Origin of the sequence: Terrabacter carboxydivorans (genome assembly GCF_039532035.1) — a bacterium.
GTDB lineage: Bacteria > Actinomycetota > Actinomycetes > Actinomycetales > Dermatophilaceae > Terrabacter > Terrabacter carboxydivorans.
In genome coordinates, this window is the sequence record NZ_BAAARE010000015.1 from 78,022 (window position 1) to 92,917 (window position 14,896).

A 14,896-nucleotide genomic window follows, 5' to 3' on the forward strand; every position below is an offset into this window, starting at 1 on the left:
GTCGGTAGGCCCGGGCACGCGGCATACGATGGAGCACATGTCTGTCGCCGCACTGCCCAGCCGTGACGCCCTCCTCACGGCGCTGTCGAAGGTCAACGACCCGGAGATCCGCAAGCCGATCACCGAGCTCGGCATGGTCAAGTCGGTCGAGATCGACGACGCCGGCAAGGTCGACCTTGCGATCTTCCTCACCGTGTCGGGCTGCCCCATGAAGGAGACCCTGACCAAGGACTCGAGCAACGCCCTCCTCGCGCTCGACGGCGTCACCTCGGTCGAGGTCGAGCTCGACGTCATGAGCGACGAGCAGCGCGCCGAGCTCCGCTCGCAGCTGCGCGGCGGCGCCCCGGAGAAGGAGATCCCCTTCGCCAAGCCCAACAGCCTCACGCGGGTGTATGCCGTCGCGTCCGGCAAGGGCGGCGTCGGCAAGTCGTCGGTGACGGTCAACCTCGCCGCCGCGATGGCCGAGCAGGGCCTGCGCGTGGGCGTCGTCGACGCCGACGTCTACGGCTTCTCGGTGCCGCGGATGCTCGGTGTCGAGCAGCGCCCGACCCAGGTCGACGACATGATCCTGCCGCCCATCAGCCACGACGTGAAGGTCATCTCGATCGGCATGTTCGTGCCCGGCAACCAGCCCGTCGTGTGGCGTGGCCCGATGCTGCACCGGGCCCTCCAGCAGTTCCTCGGCGACGTCTTCTGGGGCGACCTCGACGTGCTCCTGCTCGACCTGCCGCCGGGCACCGGCGACATCGCGATCTCCGTCGCCCAGCTCATCCCGACCGCCGAGATCCTCGTCGTCACGACGCCTCAGCAGGCCGCGGCCGAGGTCGCCGAGCGCGCCGGCTCGATCGCCCTGCAGACGCACCAGCGCGTCGTCGGCGTCATCGAGAACATGAGCTGGCTCGAGCTGCCCGACGGCACCCGTCAGGAGATCTTCGGTTCCGGCGGAGGCCAGGCGGTCGCCGACTCGCTGACGAAGAGCATCGGGGCCCCGGTCGAGCTGCTCGGCCAGATCCCGCTCGACACGCGCCTGCGCGAGGGCGGCGACTCGGGCACGCCGGTCGTGCTCGGCGAGCCCGACTCGGCCGCGGCCGTCGCACTGCGCGGCATCGCCCGCAGCCTGGGCTCGCGCGCCCGTGGTCTCGCCGGCCGCTCGCTCGGTCTGACACCCGCCGGCCGCTGACCGAACCTGACCCCGGCTGACCCGGCTGACCCCTGGGCCGCACGCCCCGCCTTTCGCCACCGAACGCCGCGTTCGGTGGCGAAAGCGTTGTCGGAGCAGTGAGTTCGTGATCGAACGCTGCGTTCGGTCTGCGCAGGGCAGGCGCCACAGGGCCGGAGCGCAGGCGCACCGGGCGATGGACGGGCGCGGCGGGCGGAGCCGGTCAGGCCAGGGAGTCGACCCACGCGCGGTGCAGGTCGGAGTAGCGGCCGTCGCCCGACGCGATGAGCTCCCCCGGCGCGCCGTCCTCGACGATGCGACCGTGCTCGAGCACGAGGACCCGGTCGGCGTTCTCGACCGTCGAGAGCCGGTGCGCGATGACGACCGCCGTGCGTCCGGCGAGGATGGTCCCGAGGGCCTGCTGCACGAGGCGCTCCGACGGGATGTCGAGCGACGACGTCGCCTCGTCGAGGATGAGCACGGCCGGGTCGGCGAGGAACGCGCGGGCGAACGCGACGAGCTGGCGTTGCCCCGCACTCAGCAGGCCACCGCGGTTGGAGACCGGTGTGGCATACCCCTCCGGCAGGGCCGCGATGAACTCGTGGGCACCGAGCGCCCGGGCCGCGGACTCGACCTGCTCGTCGGTGGCGTCGGGACGGCCGAACCGGATGTTGTCGGCGACCGTGCCGCTGAAGAGGTAGCTCTCCTGCGTCACCATGACGACGGCCCGGTGGAGGTCCTCGGTGGCGACCTGCCTGAGGTCGACGCCGTCGAGCAGCACCGCCCCGCCCGTGGGGTCGTAGAAGCGGGTGGCGAGCTTGGCGATCGTCGTCTTGCCGGCGCCGGTCGTGCCGACGAGGGCCACGGTCTGGCCGGCCGGCACCGTGAGGTCGAGGCCGGGGAGCACGACGGAGCCCTCGACGTAGGCGAAGCGCACGTCGTCGAACCGCACCTCACCCTTCGCGTCAGCCAGTGGCACCGGGTCGACGGGCTCGGGCACGTCGGGCTCCTCCTCGAGCACGCCCGAGAGCTTCTCGAGGGCGGCTGAGGCGGACTGGAAGGTGTTGTAGAACTGCGAGATCTCCATCATCGGCTCGAAGAACTGGCGCAGGTAGAGCAAGAAGGCAGCGAGCACCCCGACCGTGACCTCGCCGTGGTAGGCGAGGTAGCCGCCGTAGAGCAGGACGGCGGCGATCGTGACGTTGCCGATGAGGCGGATGCCGGGCATGAACCAGGCGATGAGCCGGAACGCCACGAGGTTGGCCCGGCGGTACTGGTCGTTGACGTCGTCGAAGATCGCCTGGTTGCGCGGCTCCCGGCGGAAGGCCTGCACCGCCCGGATGCCGTTCATGGACTCGACGAAGTGGACGATGACGAGCGCGACCTTCTCGCGGGTGGCCCGGTAGCTCTTGGCCGACTCCTTGCGGAACCAGTTGGTGAGCAGGACGAGGGCGGGTCCGCAGAGGAGCGCGACGACGCCGAGCTTGACGTCGAGCACCAGCAGCAGCACAGAGGTGCCCACGAGGGTCAGCGCCGCCGTGACCAGCCCGTCGAAGCCGGTCTCGAGCATCTCGTAGATGGCGTCGACGTCGGAGGTCTGGCGCGAGATGACCCGACCGGAGGTGTAGCGGTCGTGGAAGGCCGGGCTGAGCACCTGGAAGTGCCGGAAGACGCGTCGGCGGATCGAGAGCAGGATGTCCTGCCCGATGAGGCCGGACCGGACGAGGAAGAGGTTGCGCGCCACGGCCTGGGTCACGGTGGCACCGAGCACGAGGGCGACGACCAGCAGCAGCGGCTCGAGGTCGCCCGAGGCCCGGATCGGCGGGATGCCGGTGTCGATGCCCTCCTTGACGAGATAGGGGATGGAGAGCCGGGCGGCGTTCTCGACGACCACCACGACCATGAGCCACCAGAGGGCCCGGCGCCAGGGGCGCAGCACCTCGCGCAGGAGGCGGCTGGAGCGCCCGGCCAGGCGGGCCGAGGTCTCCGCCGTCAGGTCACCCTCGATGTCGTCGGCCGCGACACCACGCCACTGCTGGGTCGGCGAGCTCATGCGCGCACCCCCTCGCTCGTCGCGGCTCCGGACCCGTCGGAGGCACCGAACGGACCGGGCCCTCCGGTGTCCGGACCGGGACCGGCCGGCGCGACCGGGTCGGCGGCCAGCAGCTCACGGTAGGCCGGTACGGTCTCGAGCAGCTCCCGGTGGGTGCCGACGTGGGTGATGGTGCCGTGCTCGAGCAGGGCGACCCGGTCGGCGAGGAGCACGGTCGAGGCGCGGTGGGCTACGACGAGGCCGGTGGTCTCGGACAGCACGTTGGACAGCGCCTCCTCGACGAGCTTCTCGGTGTGGACGTCGAGCGCCGAGAGCGTGTCGTCGAGCACGAGCACGGCCGGCTGCGCCAGCACCGCCCGCGCGAGGGCGAGTCGCTGTCGCTGACCGCCCGACAGCGACAGCCCCTGCTCGCCGATGCGGGTGTCGAGCCCCCACGGCAGGTCGTGGACGAATCCGGCCTGCGCGATCTCGAGCGCGGCGAGCACGTCGGCCTCGTCGGCGTCGGACCGGCCGAGGGTGACGTTCTCGCGGGCACTCATGGAGAAGAGCGTCGGCTCCTCGAAGGCGGTGGCCACGAGGCTGCGCAGGACGGCGAGGTCGAGGTCGCGCACGTCGACGCCGTCGATGGTGACGCGGCCGCCGGTCACGTCGAACAGCCGCGGCACGAGGGCGGTCAGGGCGGTCTTGCCCGAGCCGGTGGCACCGACGAGCGCCAGGGTCTGGCCGGGCGGGACGTCGAGGTTGACGTCGCGCAGCACCGGCTGGTCGGGGGCGTCAGGGAAGGCGAAGTCGACGTGCTCGAGGCGCAGGTGCCCGCGCGGGGCCCGCACCCCCTGGTCACCGGCGACGATGTCGGGCTCGGTGTCGAAGATCTCGAGGACCCGGGCGGCGGCCGTCATGGCCTCCTGGGCCATGGCGAGGATGACCCCGAGCGAGGAGACCGGCCAGACGAGCGAGAGCAGGAGGGTGATGAAGGCGACGAGCTCGCCGGGCGTCAGGGCCCCGCGCCCGACACCGATGGCGCCGAGCAGGAGCACGACGACGACGGCGAGGTTGGGGATGACCTCGAGGAAGGTCCAGAACTTCGCCGAGAGCCGGACCTTCTCGAGGCTCGTCGCGCGCAGCTCGAGGGCCGCCTCGTCGTAGCGCGCCGCCATGTGGTCGCTGCGGCCGAAGGACTTGATGACCCGGATGCCGACGGCGCCCTCCTCGGCCTGGGTCGCGAGGTCGCCCTGCTGGTCCTGCACGCGGCGCGACACGAGCACGTAGGCCTTCTCGAAGCGCATCGACAGCCAGACGATCGGCGCGGCCGTCGCGGCCACGACGAGCCCCAGCGGCCAGTACATCGTCAGCAGCACGATGGTGACGACGAGGACCTGCAGGATGTTGACCACGAGGAAGAGCAGCCCGAAACCGCTGAAGCGGCGGATGGCCGAGAGGTCGGTCGTGACCCGCGAGAGCAGCTGCCCCGACTGCCAGCGGGTGTGGAAGCTCATCGGGAGCGCCTGCAGCCGCTCGTAGAGGTCGCGCCGCAGGTCGGTCTCGAGCCCGAGCACGGCGTTGGACTGCACCCATCGGCGCACGAAGATGAGCACGGCCTCGAGGACACCGAGCGCGAGGGCGAGCAGGCCGAGCGGCAGCACCGGGGCGAGCTCGTGCCGCGTGATCGGCCCGTCGATGATCGCGCGGGTGACGAGCGGGATCGCGATCGTCAGGCCGACACCGGCGAGCGACACGGTGAACATGACGACGAGGGCCCACCGGTGGGGCCGGAGGTAGCCCCGGAGGCGCCACAGGGACCGGACGGAGGCGGGTGGGTTCGAGGTCGGGTCAGCAGGCATCAAGCAGGACGATAACCCCGACGTCCGACACTGATGCCTCTGGGTCAGAGATTCAGGTCGCTTCGCTGTCCCACGGCGTCGGCACGGAGGGGTCGTGGCCCTTCGGGGTGCTGACCGGCTTGTCGGCCGCCGGCGAGGGCGCGTAGTCCTCGTCGGGCGGGGAGGCGAGCGCGTCGCGCACGATCTTGCGCGGGTCGTACTGGCGCGGGTCGTAGGCCCGCCAGTCGACGTCGGAGAACTCCGGACCCATCTCGTCCTTGAGCTGCTGCTTGGCGCGGTCGGCCATGCTGCGCGCCTGGCGGACGAACTTGCCGAACTTGGCGGCGTACTCGGGCAGACGCTCGGGACCCAGGATGAGGATCGCGAGCAGACCGAGCAGGAGCAGCTCCCACCCGTTGATGTCGAACACAGTCCCTCGCTTCCACGCGTACCGGCTGCGCCATCCTACGGTGGCGAGCCGAGAGCTACTTGGCCGGATCGGCCTCGAGCGTCATCTTCAGCTCGAGCTCCTGGCCGTCCCGCTGCACCTTGAGGGTCACGGTGTCGCCGACGGCCCTCGCGCGGATCGAGACGATGAGCTGGTCGGGGGTGCGGATGCGCTTGCCCTCGAAGCCGACGATGACGTCGCCGGGCTTCACGCCTGCCTTGGCCGCGGGGCCGCCGGCCGTCACGGAGCCGGCCTTGTCGTCGACCTGCGCGCCCTCGCCGCTGAAGGTGCGGTCGAGGCTGACGCCGATGACGGGGTGGGTGGCCTTGCCGGTGGCGATGAGCTGGTCGGCGGTGCGCCGGGCCTGGTCGCTGGGGATGGCGAAGCCCAGCCCGATGCTGCCGCCGGTCGAGCCGCTCGTGCCGGGCACCCGGGCGATGGCGCTGTTGACGCCGATGACCTTGCCCGTCATGTCGAGCAGCGGGCCGCCCGAGTTGCCGGGGTTGATGGCGGCGTCGGTCTGGATGGCGTTGATGTAGGAGGACTCACCGGGGTCGCCGGGCTGCACGGGCCGGTTGAGGGCGCTGACGATGCCGGTGGTGACGGTCTGGTCCAGACCGAGCGGCGCGCCGACGGCGATGACCTGGTCGCCGACGACGACCTTGTCGGAGGGGCCGAGCGTCAGGGGCCTGAGGTCGGTGCGGTTGATCCGGAGCACGGCGAGGTCGTAGCTCGCGTCGCGCCCGACGATCGTGGCCTTCTCGGTGTCGCCGTTGCTGAGGACGACCTCGATGTCGCCGTTGACGCCCGGCTCGACGACGTGGTTGTTGGTCAGGACGTGGCCCTTGTTGTCGAGCACGAAGCCGGAGCCGGTGGCCGAGCCCTCGCTGCCGGCGTCGACCTTGATCGTGACGACGCTGGGCAGCGCGTTGGCCGCGATGTTGGCGACCGACCCGGCCGGGCGCTGCGTCGCGCCGGCGCCGGGCTCGGGCAGGGTCGACCCGCCGAGGCTGATGCGCGACTCGACGAGCTGGCCGGCGATGCCGCCGACGACGCCGGAGAGCAGGCAGAGGGCGACGACCGCCGCTGCGAGCCGGCCGCGACCGCGTCGCCGTGCGGGCTGAGGGGCATCGGTGAGGAGCACGCCTCCCGGGCCGCCGGGGGCCGCTGCCGACGTGGACTCGCTGCCGGGTGCGGCAGGAACGGGGCCTGCGTATGCCGGGTGCTGGGCACCCGTCTGCGCGCTCACGACGGGCGTGGCCGGGCTGACGTCGGGGTCGGGTCCCGGAGCAGGCGCCGGAGGCGCGTAGGCCGAGCGATGGGCCTCCTCGGCGCGGGCGTCGGCGCGGTCGCTCCCCCACGACGAGTCGGCGCGGGCCGGGACGGCGGCGCCCTCGATGGGGTGCTCGCCGCCGAAGACGTCGAACCAGGCGTCGTCGCCGGCGTCGTGAGGCCGCCTCGACGGGATCGCGCGCGTGTCGTGCAGGTCGATGATGCCGGTCTGCTCCCGGGCAGGGGCGGACTCGACGGGGTGGCCGGCCGACGAGGGTTCGCCGGGTGCAGCAGGCTGCTCGGGGGCTGCCGCGGGATCGGGGCCCGGCGTCGTCGGCTCGTCGCTCATGGACCTGATTGTGCCGAACGGACGTTGACGACCCGAACCGGGGCCACGACACCGGAGGCGGTGCCGAGTGCCCGGGTCGAGGCACGGGTGGTCACCACCCAGTAGGGCACGTTGCCGCTGCCGACGTCGCGGGAGACCTGAGCGTCGCGCGTGACCGGCGTGACGCGGTCGCCGGGCAGGACGGACCCGCCGAAGTTCACGGCGCTGACCGAGCTGTCGCCGAAGCTCGCCACCGGGCCGCGGACCGAGGGGACGCGCGAGCCGGGGACCGGCGCGATGGCCAGGCCCCAGGCCGCCGCCACGGAGGCGCCGGCGGCGATCGAGGCCACGACCGCGGCGCGCATCGGCGAGCGGTGCAGGGCGGGTGCGGTCGGGCGCACGGTGGGCACCGGGTCGTAGGAGGGGGCGGACGGCATACGCAGGCCGAGGGGCGGCAGCGGGATGCGGGGGCCGGACGACGCGGGCGGGGCGGGAGGGGGCTGCGGGGCGCCGGCGGTGGCGCCGAGCCCCATGAGGGAGGTTCGCAGGCTCATGGGGACGCCTGTGTCGGAGCGCAGCGCGGCCACGATGCGGCGCTCCTGGTCGGCCGCGGCGCGGCAGAGGGTGCAGCAGACGAGGTGCTTGTCGTAGAGGTGCAGCATCGCCGGCGGCAGGGCGCGGTCGACGTAGGCCCGGACGTGGCCCTTGAGGTGCGGCGTCACGACATCACCTGCCGGTCCTAGCGCGAGCTCGCGGCGACGCGACGGCCGGGCAGGCGCAGGCCTGCACGCGCGGCGCGCGACTCGGGCTTGGCGGGACGGGCGGCAGCGGCCACCTCGGGGGCGCGGTGCGCGAGGGCCTCGCGCAGCTGGGCGCGGCCGCGGTGGATGCGCGAGCGGACGGTGCCGAGCTTGACGCCGAGCGTGGCGCTGATCTCCTCGTAGGAGAGGCCCTCGATGTCGCACAGGACGACGGCGGCGCGGAACTCCGGCGCCAGCGCGTCGAGCGCCCGCTGCACGTCGTCGTCGAAACGCGCGTCGTGGTACGTCTGCTCGGGGCCCTTCTCGTAGCTCGGCAGCCGTCCGGCGGCGTCGTCGGGCAGCGAGTCGAAGCGGATGCGCTGCTTGCGGCGCATCTTGTCGAGGAAGACGTTGGTCGTGATGCGGTGCAGCCAGCCCTCGAAGGTGCCCGGCTGGTAGGAGTGCAGCGAGCGGAAGACGCGCACGAATACGTCGTGCGTCAGGTCCTCGGCGTCGTGCGGGTTGCCCGTGAGGCGGTAGGCCAGTCGGTAGACGCGTGCCGAGTGCTGCTCGACGATCTCCTCCCACGTGGGAGGAGTCCACGTCGAGTCGGCCTGCTCCACCGAGGTGGGAGAGGTGGACGTCACGCTGGTGCTCACAGGGGGCCGGGCCTTTCAGGCTGAGGGTTCAACGACAAGAACGCCATCTGTTCTCGTTTCGTTCCCGTCGATCGTCTCGGATGGGGCTGTCCCGCCGCCAGCCGGAACCTGTGGTTTCGCTGTGGGCGGCCGCTGGTGCTCAGGGAGCCTGCTCGCTGCCGTCGTGCGGGACGGCCTCGTGGTGGGCCAGGCCGTGCGTGCGGCGGTCCTCCTTCATCTCCGCCTCGAAGAGGTGGCGTCGGCCACCCACGAGGTCGTCGCGCGCGGAGGCCTCGAGGCGCTTGAAGGTGGCGTAGTAGTCGTCGTCGTACTCCTCGACGATCTGGAAGGTCCACCGACCCTGGACGACGTTGCGACCGACGAGCTCGGTCTGGAGGCGCTCGGCGAGCTCGTCGTGGCCGGCCTCGCGGAAGAGGTCCACCGCCTCGCCGAGGGTGAGGTCGGCCATCCCCGAGAGCCGGTGGAAGCCGTAGAGGTGGCCGCGGGCGTCCTCGACGACCTCGAGGGCCTCGGACAGCTTGCCGAGAGCCTCCACGGTGGCGTCGTCGACACCCTGCGGGCGCCGGTGCTCACGGGTCGGTGCGTCCTTGTCGTCCATGACCCACTCCTTACCCTCTCGGGGGCGACGGGGTGCCGAAACCGCCCGGTTCGTCACAGTAGGGTGACGAACATGAGCAGTCAGAAGGTCGCGGCGTGGTCGCACGCCGAGGAGTTCGTCACCCCGACCGAGCACGTCGACGAGGCCGCCCACCGCGGTGAGGAGCTCGGCGCGCCGGCCGTCGGCAACGGGGTCGGCGCCGTCCTGCAGATGCTCGCCGCGGCGACCGGCGCCAAGGCCGTCATGGAGATCGGCACCGGCGCGGGCGCCTCCGGCCTCTGGCTCCTCGGCGGCATGCCCGCCGACGGCATCCTCACCACGATCGACCTCGAGACCGAGCCCCAGCGCGCGGCCCGCGACGCCTTCGCCGCCGCAGGCATCGCCCACCAGCGCACCCGCGTCATCGCCGGTCGCGCCCTCGAGGTGCTCCCCCGCATGACCGACGGCGCCTACGACCTCGTCGTCGTCGACGCCGACAAGGAGGAGTACCCCGACTACCTGGCCCAGGCCACGCGCCTGCTCCGCCGGGGCGGCACGCTCGTCATGACGTGGTCCGACAAGGAGTCCGACCCCGCCAACCGCGACGCCGAGACCCGCACGCTGCGCGAGGTGGGCCGCACCATCCGCGACCACGAGCAGTTCACCGTCTCCCTCCTGCCCGTGGGCGAGGGCCTGCTGGTCGCCGTCAAGCGCTGACCACGTATGCCGGGTGGCGCGCCACCCGGCATACGTGCTCGTCCGCGTGGGCAGCGAGACGGCCCCCGACCGTGAGGTCAGGGGCCGTCGAACCTGGATCAGGCGGAAGGGTCAGTTGACGCCGTCACAACCCTGGATCGCGTCACGCAGAGCTGCAGCCTCGTCGGGGGTCATCTCGACGACGAGACGCCCGCCGCCCTCAAGGGGCATCCGCAGCACGATGCCGCGGCCCTCCTTGACGACCTCGAGCGGGCCATCGCCGGTCCTCGGCTTCATTGCTGCCATGGTTCCCCTTCCCTAGGAATCCTCGGTCTTTGGCACCATTATTCCGTGTCTCGTTTGCGAGACCTAATTGGGGATGTGACAGAGGGCACGTCATGGTCGCGACGGGCCCGCCACGCTTCCACCGGGGGACGGATTGGGACAGAGTGACGGCCATGACGCAGACGCCCGACTCCCCCTCCACCGCCCCCCTGCTCGTCGAGGTCGCCGACGGCATCGCCTGGCTCCGGCTCAACCGGCCCGAGGCGATGAACAGCCTCGACAACGCGCTCAAGGACGCGCTCGTCACCGCGCTGCGCGAGGTCGGCGAGGACCCGGCGGTCCGCTGCGTCGTGCTCACCGGCACCGGCCGCGCGTTCTGCGTCGGCCAGGACCTCAAGGAGCACGTGCGCAGCCTCGGCGACCCGACCTCGACCCTCGCCACGACCGTCACCGACCACTACAACCCCATCGTCATCGCCCTGTCGACGATGAACAAGCCGGTGGTCGCGGCGCTCAACGGCGTGGCGGCGGGGGCCGGGATGAGCTTCGCGCTCGCCTGCGACTTCCGGATCGCCTCGGAGCAGGCCGGGCTCAACACCTCGTTCGCCGGCATCGCGCTCTCGTGCGACTCGGGTGCCTCGTGGACGCTGCCGCGGCTCGTCGGGCCGGCGCGCGCCAAGGAGCTGCTGCTGCTCCCCCGCACCGTGCCGGCGGCCGAGGCCCTGGCGATGGGTCTCGTGACGAAGGTCGTGCCCGACGCGGAGCTGGAGGCGGGGGTCACCGAGCTGGCCCGGACCCTCGCGGACGGCCCGACGCTCGCCTACGGCTCGATCCGTCGCGCGGTGGCCCACTCGGCGGGCACCGACCTCGCCGACGCCCTCGCCAACGAGGCGGAGCTGATGGCCCTGACGGGCGGCAGCAGCGACCACCGCGCCGCCGTCGACGCCTTTTTGGCCAAGGAGAAGCCCACCTACACCGGCGCCTGACCCAACGCCGTCCGCCGTCGTCACGGCCTCGCGACAGCTCTGGTCAAGCGGATAGGCCTTGACCGACGGATGGATCTGCCGATGGTCCTGCGTCTGATGTGGTGATCACCCCACCAGACGCAGGACTATTCGGCGGACCACCGGTCAGCACTCTCAGCCTGCCCGCCCGAGCGGCAGTGTCGGACGCTCCGTCGCCGTGACCGGGGCTCGCGTCCCGGTTCGTGCCGCCTCCGCGTGCGCCAGCTCGATCCGGACGAGCTGGGCCATCGGGTCGCGCGCGAGCGCCGACGGTGTCACACCCACGACGACGACCCGCGCGGCTGACAGGTCCGACGCCTGCTCGACGGTGTCGTCCCAGGCCAGGCCGTCGGCATGGAACGCCCTCGACTGCACCAGCACGGCCATGCCGACGTCATCCAGCCAGACATCCGGTGAGGTGAGGACCCGCCCGTCGGGCCCGGTCAGCACCGGGTTGGCCATCGGCTCGGGCAGTCGATCCGAGGTGCGGAGCAGCGCCAGCAGGTCGGCCTCCGGAGCCGACCAGGCGCCGGCAGCGACCTCAGCCAGCACCCGACGCAGGCGTCGCGAGTGCTGACGCCCCCGCGCGTCGACCCAGTGCTCGAGGTCATCGAGGCGGACGAGCCGGCGCTGCACCGCCTCGATCACGAGGGCACGCGCGCTGCGATCGTCGGGGGTCTCGACCGCAGCATCGACGACGGCCCGGGCGAGGCATCCGAGCCGGAGGGACCCCCGCGGCACGAGTGGCTCTCCGAGCAGCGTCGTGCTCCGGATGTCGACCCACGCGACACGACGGGACCGACGCGGCGCCGGGACAAGGACCCGGATCGGAAACCGGACCTGACACGCCCGCAGTCCGTGCAGTGCCGCAGCGGTCGAGCCTGCCAGCCACGCGCCGTCGCCTCCGAACAGCTGCGCGGCGACGAGCCGCTGCTCCTCGGTCGGCAGGCCGGTCTGGAGGACGTAGATCCCCGGCAGCAGCAGGCGCCAGTCCCGGCCGACCCGCCAGCGCAGCGTCTCGCGGCTGACACCCGACGCGAGAAGCTGGGCCCGGGTCAGGACCCCGCACTGGGTCCGGGCGAGAGCCAGGGCCGTCTCGGTGAGCGCCATGCCTCGAGACTGGAGGCAGCGGCGTGTCGACGCCTGCGAGCCGCGCCCGGCTGTGGACAGTCGAGGCCGGGTCGGGGCGGGTGTGGATGGTGGCTCCCGTATGGACCGACCCATCGACTGCGGGATGGTCCTGCGCTCGGTGGGGTGATCACCACACCGGGCGCAGGACCATCTGCCGGTCCATCCTCAGCCGGACGGTGGGTCCGGGCGTGGGTGAGGTCTGGTCGGGTCGGGTCACGGCGGGTAGTCGCTCGGGGGGACGAAGCGCCAGAGGATGTCAGTCCAGTAGTACTGGCCGACCACGCAGAGCACGAGCAGCGGCACGAACCGCCACAGCAGCCGCTTCCACGTGTTGCCGCGCCGGTCGGCCCACCCGGCCCCGAGCACGACGACGAGGATCGGGAAGAGCGGGATGAGGTAGCGGAAGATGCTCGTGAACGGGTCGAGCACCGCTGCCAGGTAGGCCGGGTAGGCCAGCGTCCAGGTGCGCAGGTCGGCCCCGAGCGCCCGGGCCCACGGCCCCGCCACCACGGCGACGAGCAGGAGTGGCACGACGACGAGCAGCACCGGTCCCCAGGTGTCACCGAAGGTGTACTTCGACATGCCGAGCCACGGCGTGAACGGCTCGACGGTCCCCGACCCGCGCCAGGTCGCCATCGTGTCGGTGTAGGCCGACCGCACGCCGGTCACCCACCAGGCGATGGCGGGCCAGAGCAGCCCGGCGACGCCGCAGCCGACGAGCGCGGCGGCCATGGCGGCATACGTGCCCCTCGTGACGGGTCGCTCTCGGCGCGCCCGCCAGCGCAGCACGACGACCACGAGCGTGACGAGCCCGAGCGGCACGGCGATCGGTCTCGACAGGCCGACGAGCAGGGCCACGACCGTCGCGACCAGCCACCGCTCCTTCGCCAGCGCGTAGAGGTAGCCGACGAGCAGCAGCATCGCGAGCGACTCGGTGTAGGCCAGCTGCAGCGCCACCGACGCGGGGAAGCTCGCCCACAGCGCCACGACGAGGTAGGCCGCGGGCTCGCCGATGCGGTCGCGCAGCAGCATCCCCATGAGCACGGCCGCACCCGCACCGCACAGCAGCGCGATGCTCGAGCCGACGGCCGGGAAGCCGAGGCCGGTGACGGACATGCCGGCGCGGGCCAGGAACGGGAAGAGCGGGTAGAAGGCCCAGGCGTTCTGCTGGACGTTGCCGCCCTCGCTCATCGGCAGCGTCGACGGGTAGCCGTGCAGCGCGATGGTCTGGTACCACTGCCCGTCCCACAGCGCCGTGAACGGGAAGTACGACACCGGCACGTCGTCGCCGCCGGTCATGCCGGAGGGCACCTGGTGCTGCATGACGACGAGCAGGATCGTCGTCGTGACGACCCGGGCCAGCGCGTAGACGGCGAGCAGGCAGGCGATGAAGACGCGGCGAGGCCGCAGGGCGAGCCCCTCGGTCATGTGGTGGGTTCGCGGCCGACCGTCGGATCGGACGGCGTAGGCGCCTCGGCCGTCGGGGCCGGAGCGTCGCGGGCCACGGCCGGCTCAGGGCGTTGCTTCTGCTGGGTGGGCTCGGCCGGCTCGAGAGCCTCGGTCGGCGCGGAGGCCTCATTCGGCGCGGCAGCCTCGTCCGGCTCGGGGGCCTCGGTCGGCGCAGCCGTCTCGGCCGGCTCACGCGTCCGGGCGGGGGCCTCGTCGCCGCGCAGGACCGCGATCTCCTCGTCCTTCTCGCGCAGCTCGCGCCGCAGCCGGTCGACCACCCCGTCGACCTGGCTCATCCGGTAGCCGCGCGCGCCGACGTCGAAGACGAGGTCGTCGAAGTCGGCGTCACGGATGGGCTCGTCGGGCAGCGGCTCGTGGCTGAGGCTCGTGGTGCCGCGCCCGAGACCGCCACCGGCGAGACCCAGGACGAGGGCGACGACGAAGCACAGGACGATGATCGCGACGACGAGGATGAACCACTTCACGCCGGCCGCTCCTCGTAGGTGCGGATGGCACGGACGGCCTCGTGCGGGTCGTCGGTGAGGAGGATGCGGTCGAGGTCGGCGGGGCCGATCATGCCCTCGGCGAGCACGGTGTCGCGCATCCAGTCGATGAGGCCCTGCCAGTACGCGACCCCCATGAGCACCACAGGGAACTCGGTCACCTTCTGCGTCTGGGCGAGGGTCACGGCCTCGAAGAGCTCGTCGAGGGTGCCGAAGCCGCCCGGCAACACGATGAAGCCGCGGGAGTACTTGAGGAACATGACCTTGCGCGCGAAGAAGTAGCGGAAGTTGATGCCGAGGTCGACGTACTCGTTGAGCCCGGTCTCGAAGGGCAGCTCGATGCCGAGCCCGACCGAGGTGCCGTCAGCCTCGTAGGCACCCTTGTTGGCTGCCTCCATCGCGCCCGGTCCCCCGCCGGTGATGACGGCGTAGCCCGCCTCGGCGAGCAGCCGCCCGACCTCGACACCCATGGCGTATGCCGGGTCGTCGGCTCCCATGCGCGCCGAGCCGAACACAGCGACGGCCGGCCCGAGCTCGGACAGGGTGCCGAAGCCCTCGACGAACTCGGACTGGATGCGCATGACGCGCCAGGGGTCGGCGTGCAGCCAGTCGGTGCGCTGGCGCGTCTCTAGCAGGCGCTGGTCGGTCGTCGTCTTGGGCACCTTGTGGCCGCGCAGGGTCACGGGGCCGGTCTGCCGGCGGTCGGCGCGGACGCCGGACGACGCCTCGGGCACGGGCTGGTGGTCGGTCACAGCGTCACCCTATGCAACGC

General features: G+C 72.2%; 15 protein-coding genes. 3 read left to right on the plus strand and 12 right to left on the minus strand.

Features of this window, described 5'->3' with window-relative positions:
- The first annotated feature begins 37 nt into the window (after positions 1-37).
- Positions 38-1,180: an Mrp/NBP35 family ATP-binding protein gene (locus tag ABD297_RS16705; protein WP_344256176.1), complete on the plus strand. Its 1,143-nt coding sequence runs from the start codon at positions 38-40 to the stop codon at positions 1,178-1,180.
- Between the two features lie 202 nt (positions 1,181-1,382).
- Here ABD297_RS16705 and ABD297_RS16710 read toward each other — a convergent pair whose 3' ends face one another.
- The 7 genes from ABD297_RS16710 to ABD297_RS16740 all read right to left on the minus strand — a co-directional run bounded on the left by ABD297_RS16710 (position 1,383) and on the right by ABD297_RS16740 (position 9,077).
- Entirely contained in the window at positions 1,383-3,212 is a 1,830-nt protein-coding gene (locus tag ABD297_RS16710; protein ID WP_344256177.1) for an ABC transporter ATP-binding protein, read from the minus strand.
- Positions 3,209-5,053 carry an ABC transporter ATP-binding protein gene (locus tag ABD297_RS16715; protein WP_344256178.1) on the minus strand — a complete coding sequence of 615 codons (1,845 nt, stop codon included), beginning with the start codon at positions 5,051-5,053 and terminating at the stop codon, positions 3,209-3,211. The genes ABD297_RS16710 and ABD297_RS16715 overlap by 4 nt, the downstream gene beginning before the upstream one ends.
- 52 nt (positions 5,054-5,105) lie before the next feature.
- Complete coding sequence (locus ABD297_RS16720; RefSeq protein ID WP_344256179.1) at positions 5,106-5,462, minus strand: twin-arginine translocase TatA/TatE family subunit; 357 nt, start codon at positions 5,460-5,462, stop codon at positions 5,106-5,108.
- A gap of 55 nt (positions 5,463-5,517) precedes the next feature.
- The gene (locus ABD297_RS16725) at positions 5,518-7,101 is read right to left on the minus strand and encodes a S1C family serine protease (protein ID WP_344256180.1); all 1,584 of its coding nucleotides are present in this window, start codon (positions 7,099-7,101) and stop codon (positions 5,518-5,520) included.
- Positions 7,098-7,802, minus strand: a complete 705-nt coding sequence (locus tag ABD297_RS16730; protein ID WP_344256182.1) for an anti-sigma factor — start codon at positions 7,800-7,802, stop codon at positions 7,098-7,100. Before ABD297_RS16730 ends, ABD297_RS16725 begins: the two co-directional genes overlap by 4 nt.
- Before the next feature lie 17 nt (positions 7,803-7,819).
- Positions 7,820-8,467 (minus strand): RNA polymerase sigma factor SigE, encoded by a 648-nt coding sequence (sigE, locus tag ABD297_RS16735; protein WP_344256183.1) that lies wholly within the window; start codon positions 8,465-8,467, stop codon positions 7,820-7,822.
- Between the two features lie 151 nt (positions 8,468-8,618).
- On the minus strand, positions 8,619-9,077 hold the full coding sequence (locus ABD297_RS16740) for a hypothetical protein (protein ID WP_344256184.1): 459 nt from the start codon (positions 9,075-9,077) through the stop codon (positions 8,619-8,621).
- Between the two features lie 72 nt (positions 9,078-9,149).
- On the opposite strand from ABD297_RS16740, the gene ABD297_RS16745 reads away from it, so the two are divergent.
- Entirely contained in the window at positions 9,150-9,773 is a 624-nt protein-coding gene (locus ABD297_RS16745; RefSeq protein WP_344256185.1) for an O-methyltransferase, read from the plus strand.
- A gap of 111 nt (positions 9,774-9,884) precedes the next feature.
- Here the strand turns inward: ABD297_RS16745 and ABD297_RS16750 are convergent, their stop codons facing one another.
- On the minus strand, positions 9,885-10,058 hold the full coding sequence (locus ABD297_RS16750; protein WP_013493416.1) for a DUF3117 domain-containing protein: 174 nt from the start codon (positions 10,056-10,058) through the stop codon (positions 9,885-9,887).
- A 152-nt stretch (positions 10,059-10,210) separates the two neighbouring features.
- Between ABD297_RS16750 and ABD297_RS16755 the strand changes: the two genes are divergently transcribed.
- Complete coding sequence (locus ABD297_RS16755) at positions 10,211-11,023, plus strand: enoyl-CoA hydratase/isomerase family protein (protein ID WP_344256186.1); 813 nt, start codon at positions 10,211-10,213, stop codon at positions 11,021-11,023.
- A gap of 153 nt (positions 11,024-11,176) precedes the next feature.
- Here the strand turns inward: ABD297_RS16755 and ABD297_RS16760 are convergent, their stop codons facing one another.
- From ABD297_RS16760 to ABD297_RS16775, 4 genes are all read right to left on the minus strand, one after another.
- Complete coding sequence (locus ABD297_RS16760) at positions 11,177-12,151, minus strand: hypothetical protein (protein WP_344256187.1); 975 nt, start codon at positions 12,149-12,151, stop codon at positions 11,177-11,179.
- A gap of 234 nt (positions 12,152-12,385) precedes the next feature.
- Positions 12,386-13,600, minus strand: coding sequence for a hypothetical protein (locus ABD297_RS16765; protein ID WP_344256188.1), 1,215 nt, complete (start codon positions 13,598-13,600; stop codon positions 12,386-12,388).
- Positions 13,597-14,106, minus strand: a complete 510-nt coding sequence (locus tag ABD297_RS16770) for a cell division protein DivIVA (RefSeq protein ID WP_344256189.1) — start codon at positions 14,104-14,106, stop codon at positions 13,597-13,599. The genes ABD297_RS16765 and ABD297_RS16770 overlap by 4 nt, the downstream gene beginning before the upstream one ends.
- The gene (locus tag ABD297_RS16775; RefSeq protein WP_425581187.1) at positions 14,103-14,876 is read right to left on the minus strand and encodes an LOG family protein; all 774 of its coding nucleotides are present in this window, start codon (positions 14,874-14,876) and stop codon (positions 14,103-14,105) included. The genes ABD297_RS16770 and ABD297_RS16775 overlap by 4 nt, the downstream gene beginning before the upstream one ends.
- Between the last annotated feature and the right edge of the window lie 20 nt (positions 14,877-14,896).

Coding starts and splice junctions, on each gene's coding strand:
- ABD297_RS16705 (WP_344256176.1), top strand. CDS start 38: ATGTCTGTCGCCGCACTGCCCAGCCGTGACGCCCTCCTCACGGCGCTG.
- ABD297_RS16710 (WP_344256177.1), bottom strand. CDS start 3,212: ATGAGCTCGCCGACCCAGCAGTGGCGTGGTGTCGCGGCCGACGACATC.
- ABD297_RS16715 (WP_344256178.1), bottom strand. CDS start 5,053: ATGCCTGCTGACCCGACCTCGAACCCACCCGCCTCCGTCCGGTCCCTG.
- ABD297_RS16725 (WP_344256180.1), bottom strand. CDS start 7,101: ATGAGCGACGAGCCGACGACGCCGGGCCCCGATCCCGCGGCAGCCCCC.
- ABD297_RS16740 (WP_344256184.1), bottom strand. CDS start 9,077: ATGGACGACAAGGACGCACCGACCCGTGAGCACCGGCGCCCGCAGGGT.
- ABD297_RS16745 (WP_344256185.1), top strand. CDS start 9,150: ATGAGCAGTCAGAAGGTCGCGGCGTGGTCGCACGCCGAGGAGTTCGTC.
- ABD297_RS16750 (WP_013493416.1), bottom strand. CDS start 10,058: ATGGCAGCAATGAAGCCGAGGACCGGCGATGGCCCGCTCGAGGTCGTC.
- ABD297_RS16755 (WP_344256186.1), top strand. CDS start 10,211: ATGACGCAGACGCCCGACTCCCCCTCCACCGCCCCCCTGCTCGTCGAG.
- ABD297_RS16760 (WP_344256187.1), bottom strand. CDS start 12,151: ATGGCGCTCACCGAGACGGCCCTGGCTCTCGCCCGGACCCAGTGCGGG.
- ABD297_RS16765 (WP_344256188.1), bottom strand. CDS start 13,600: ATGACCGAGGGGCTCGCCCTGCGGCCTCGCCGCGTCTTCATCGCCTGC.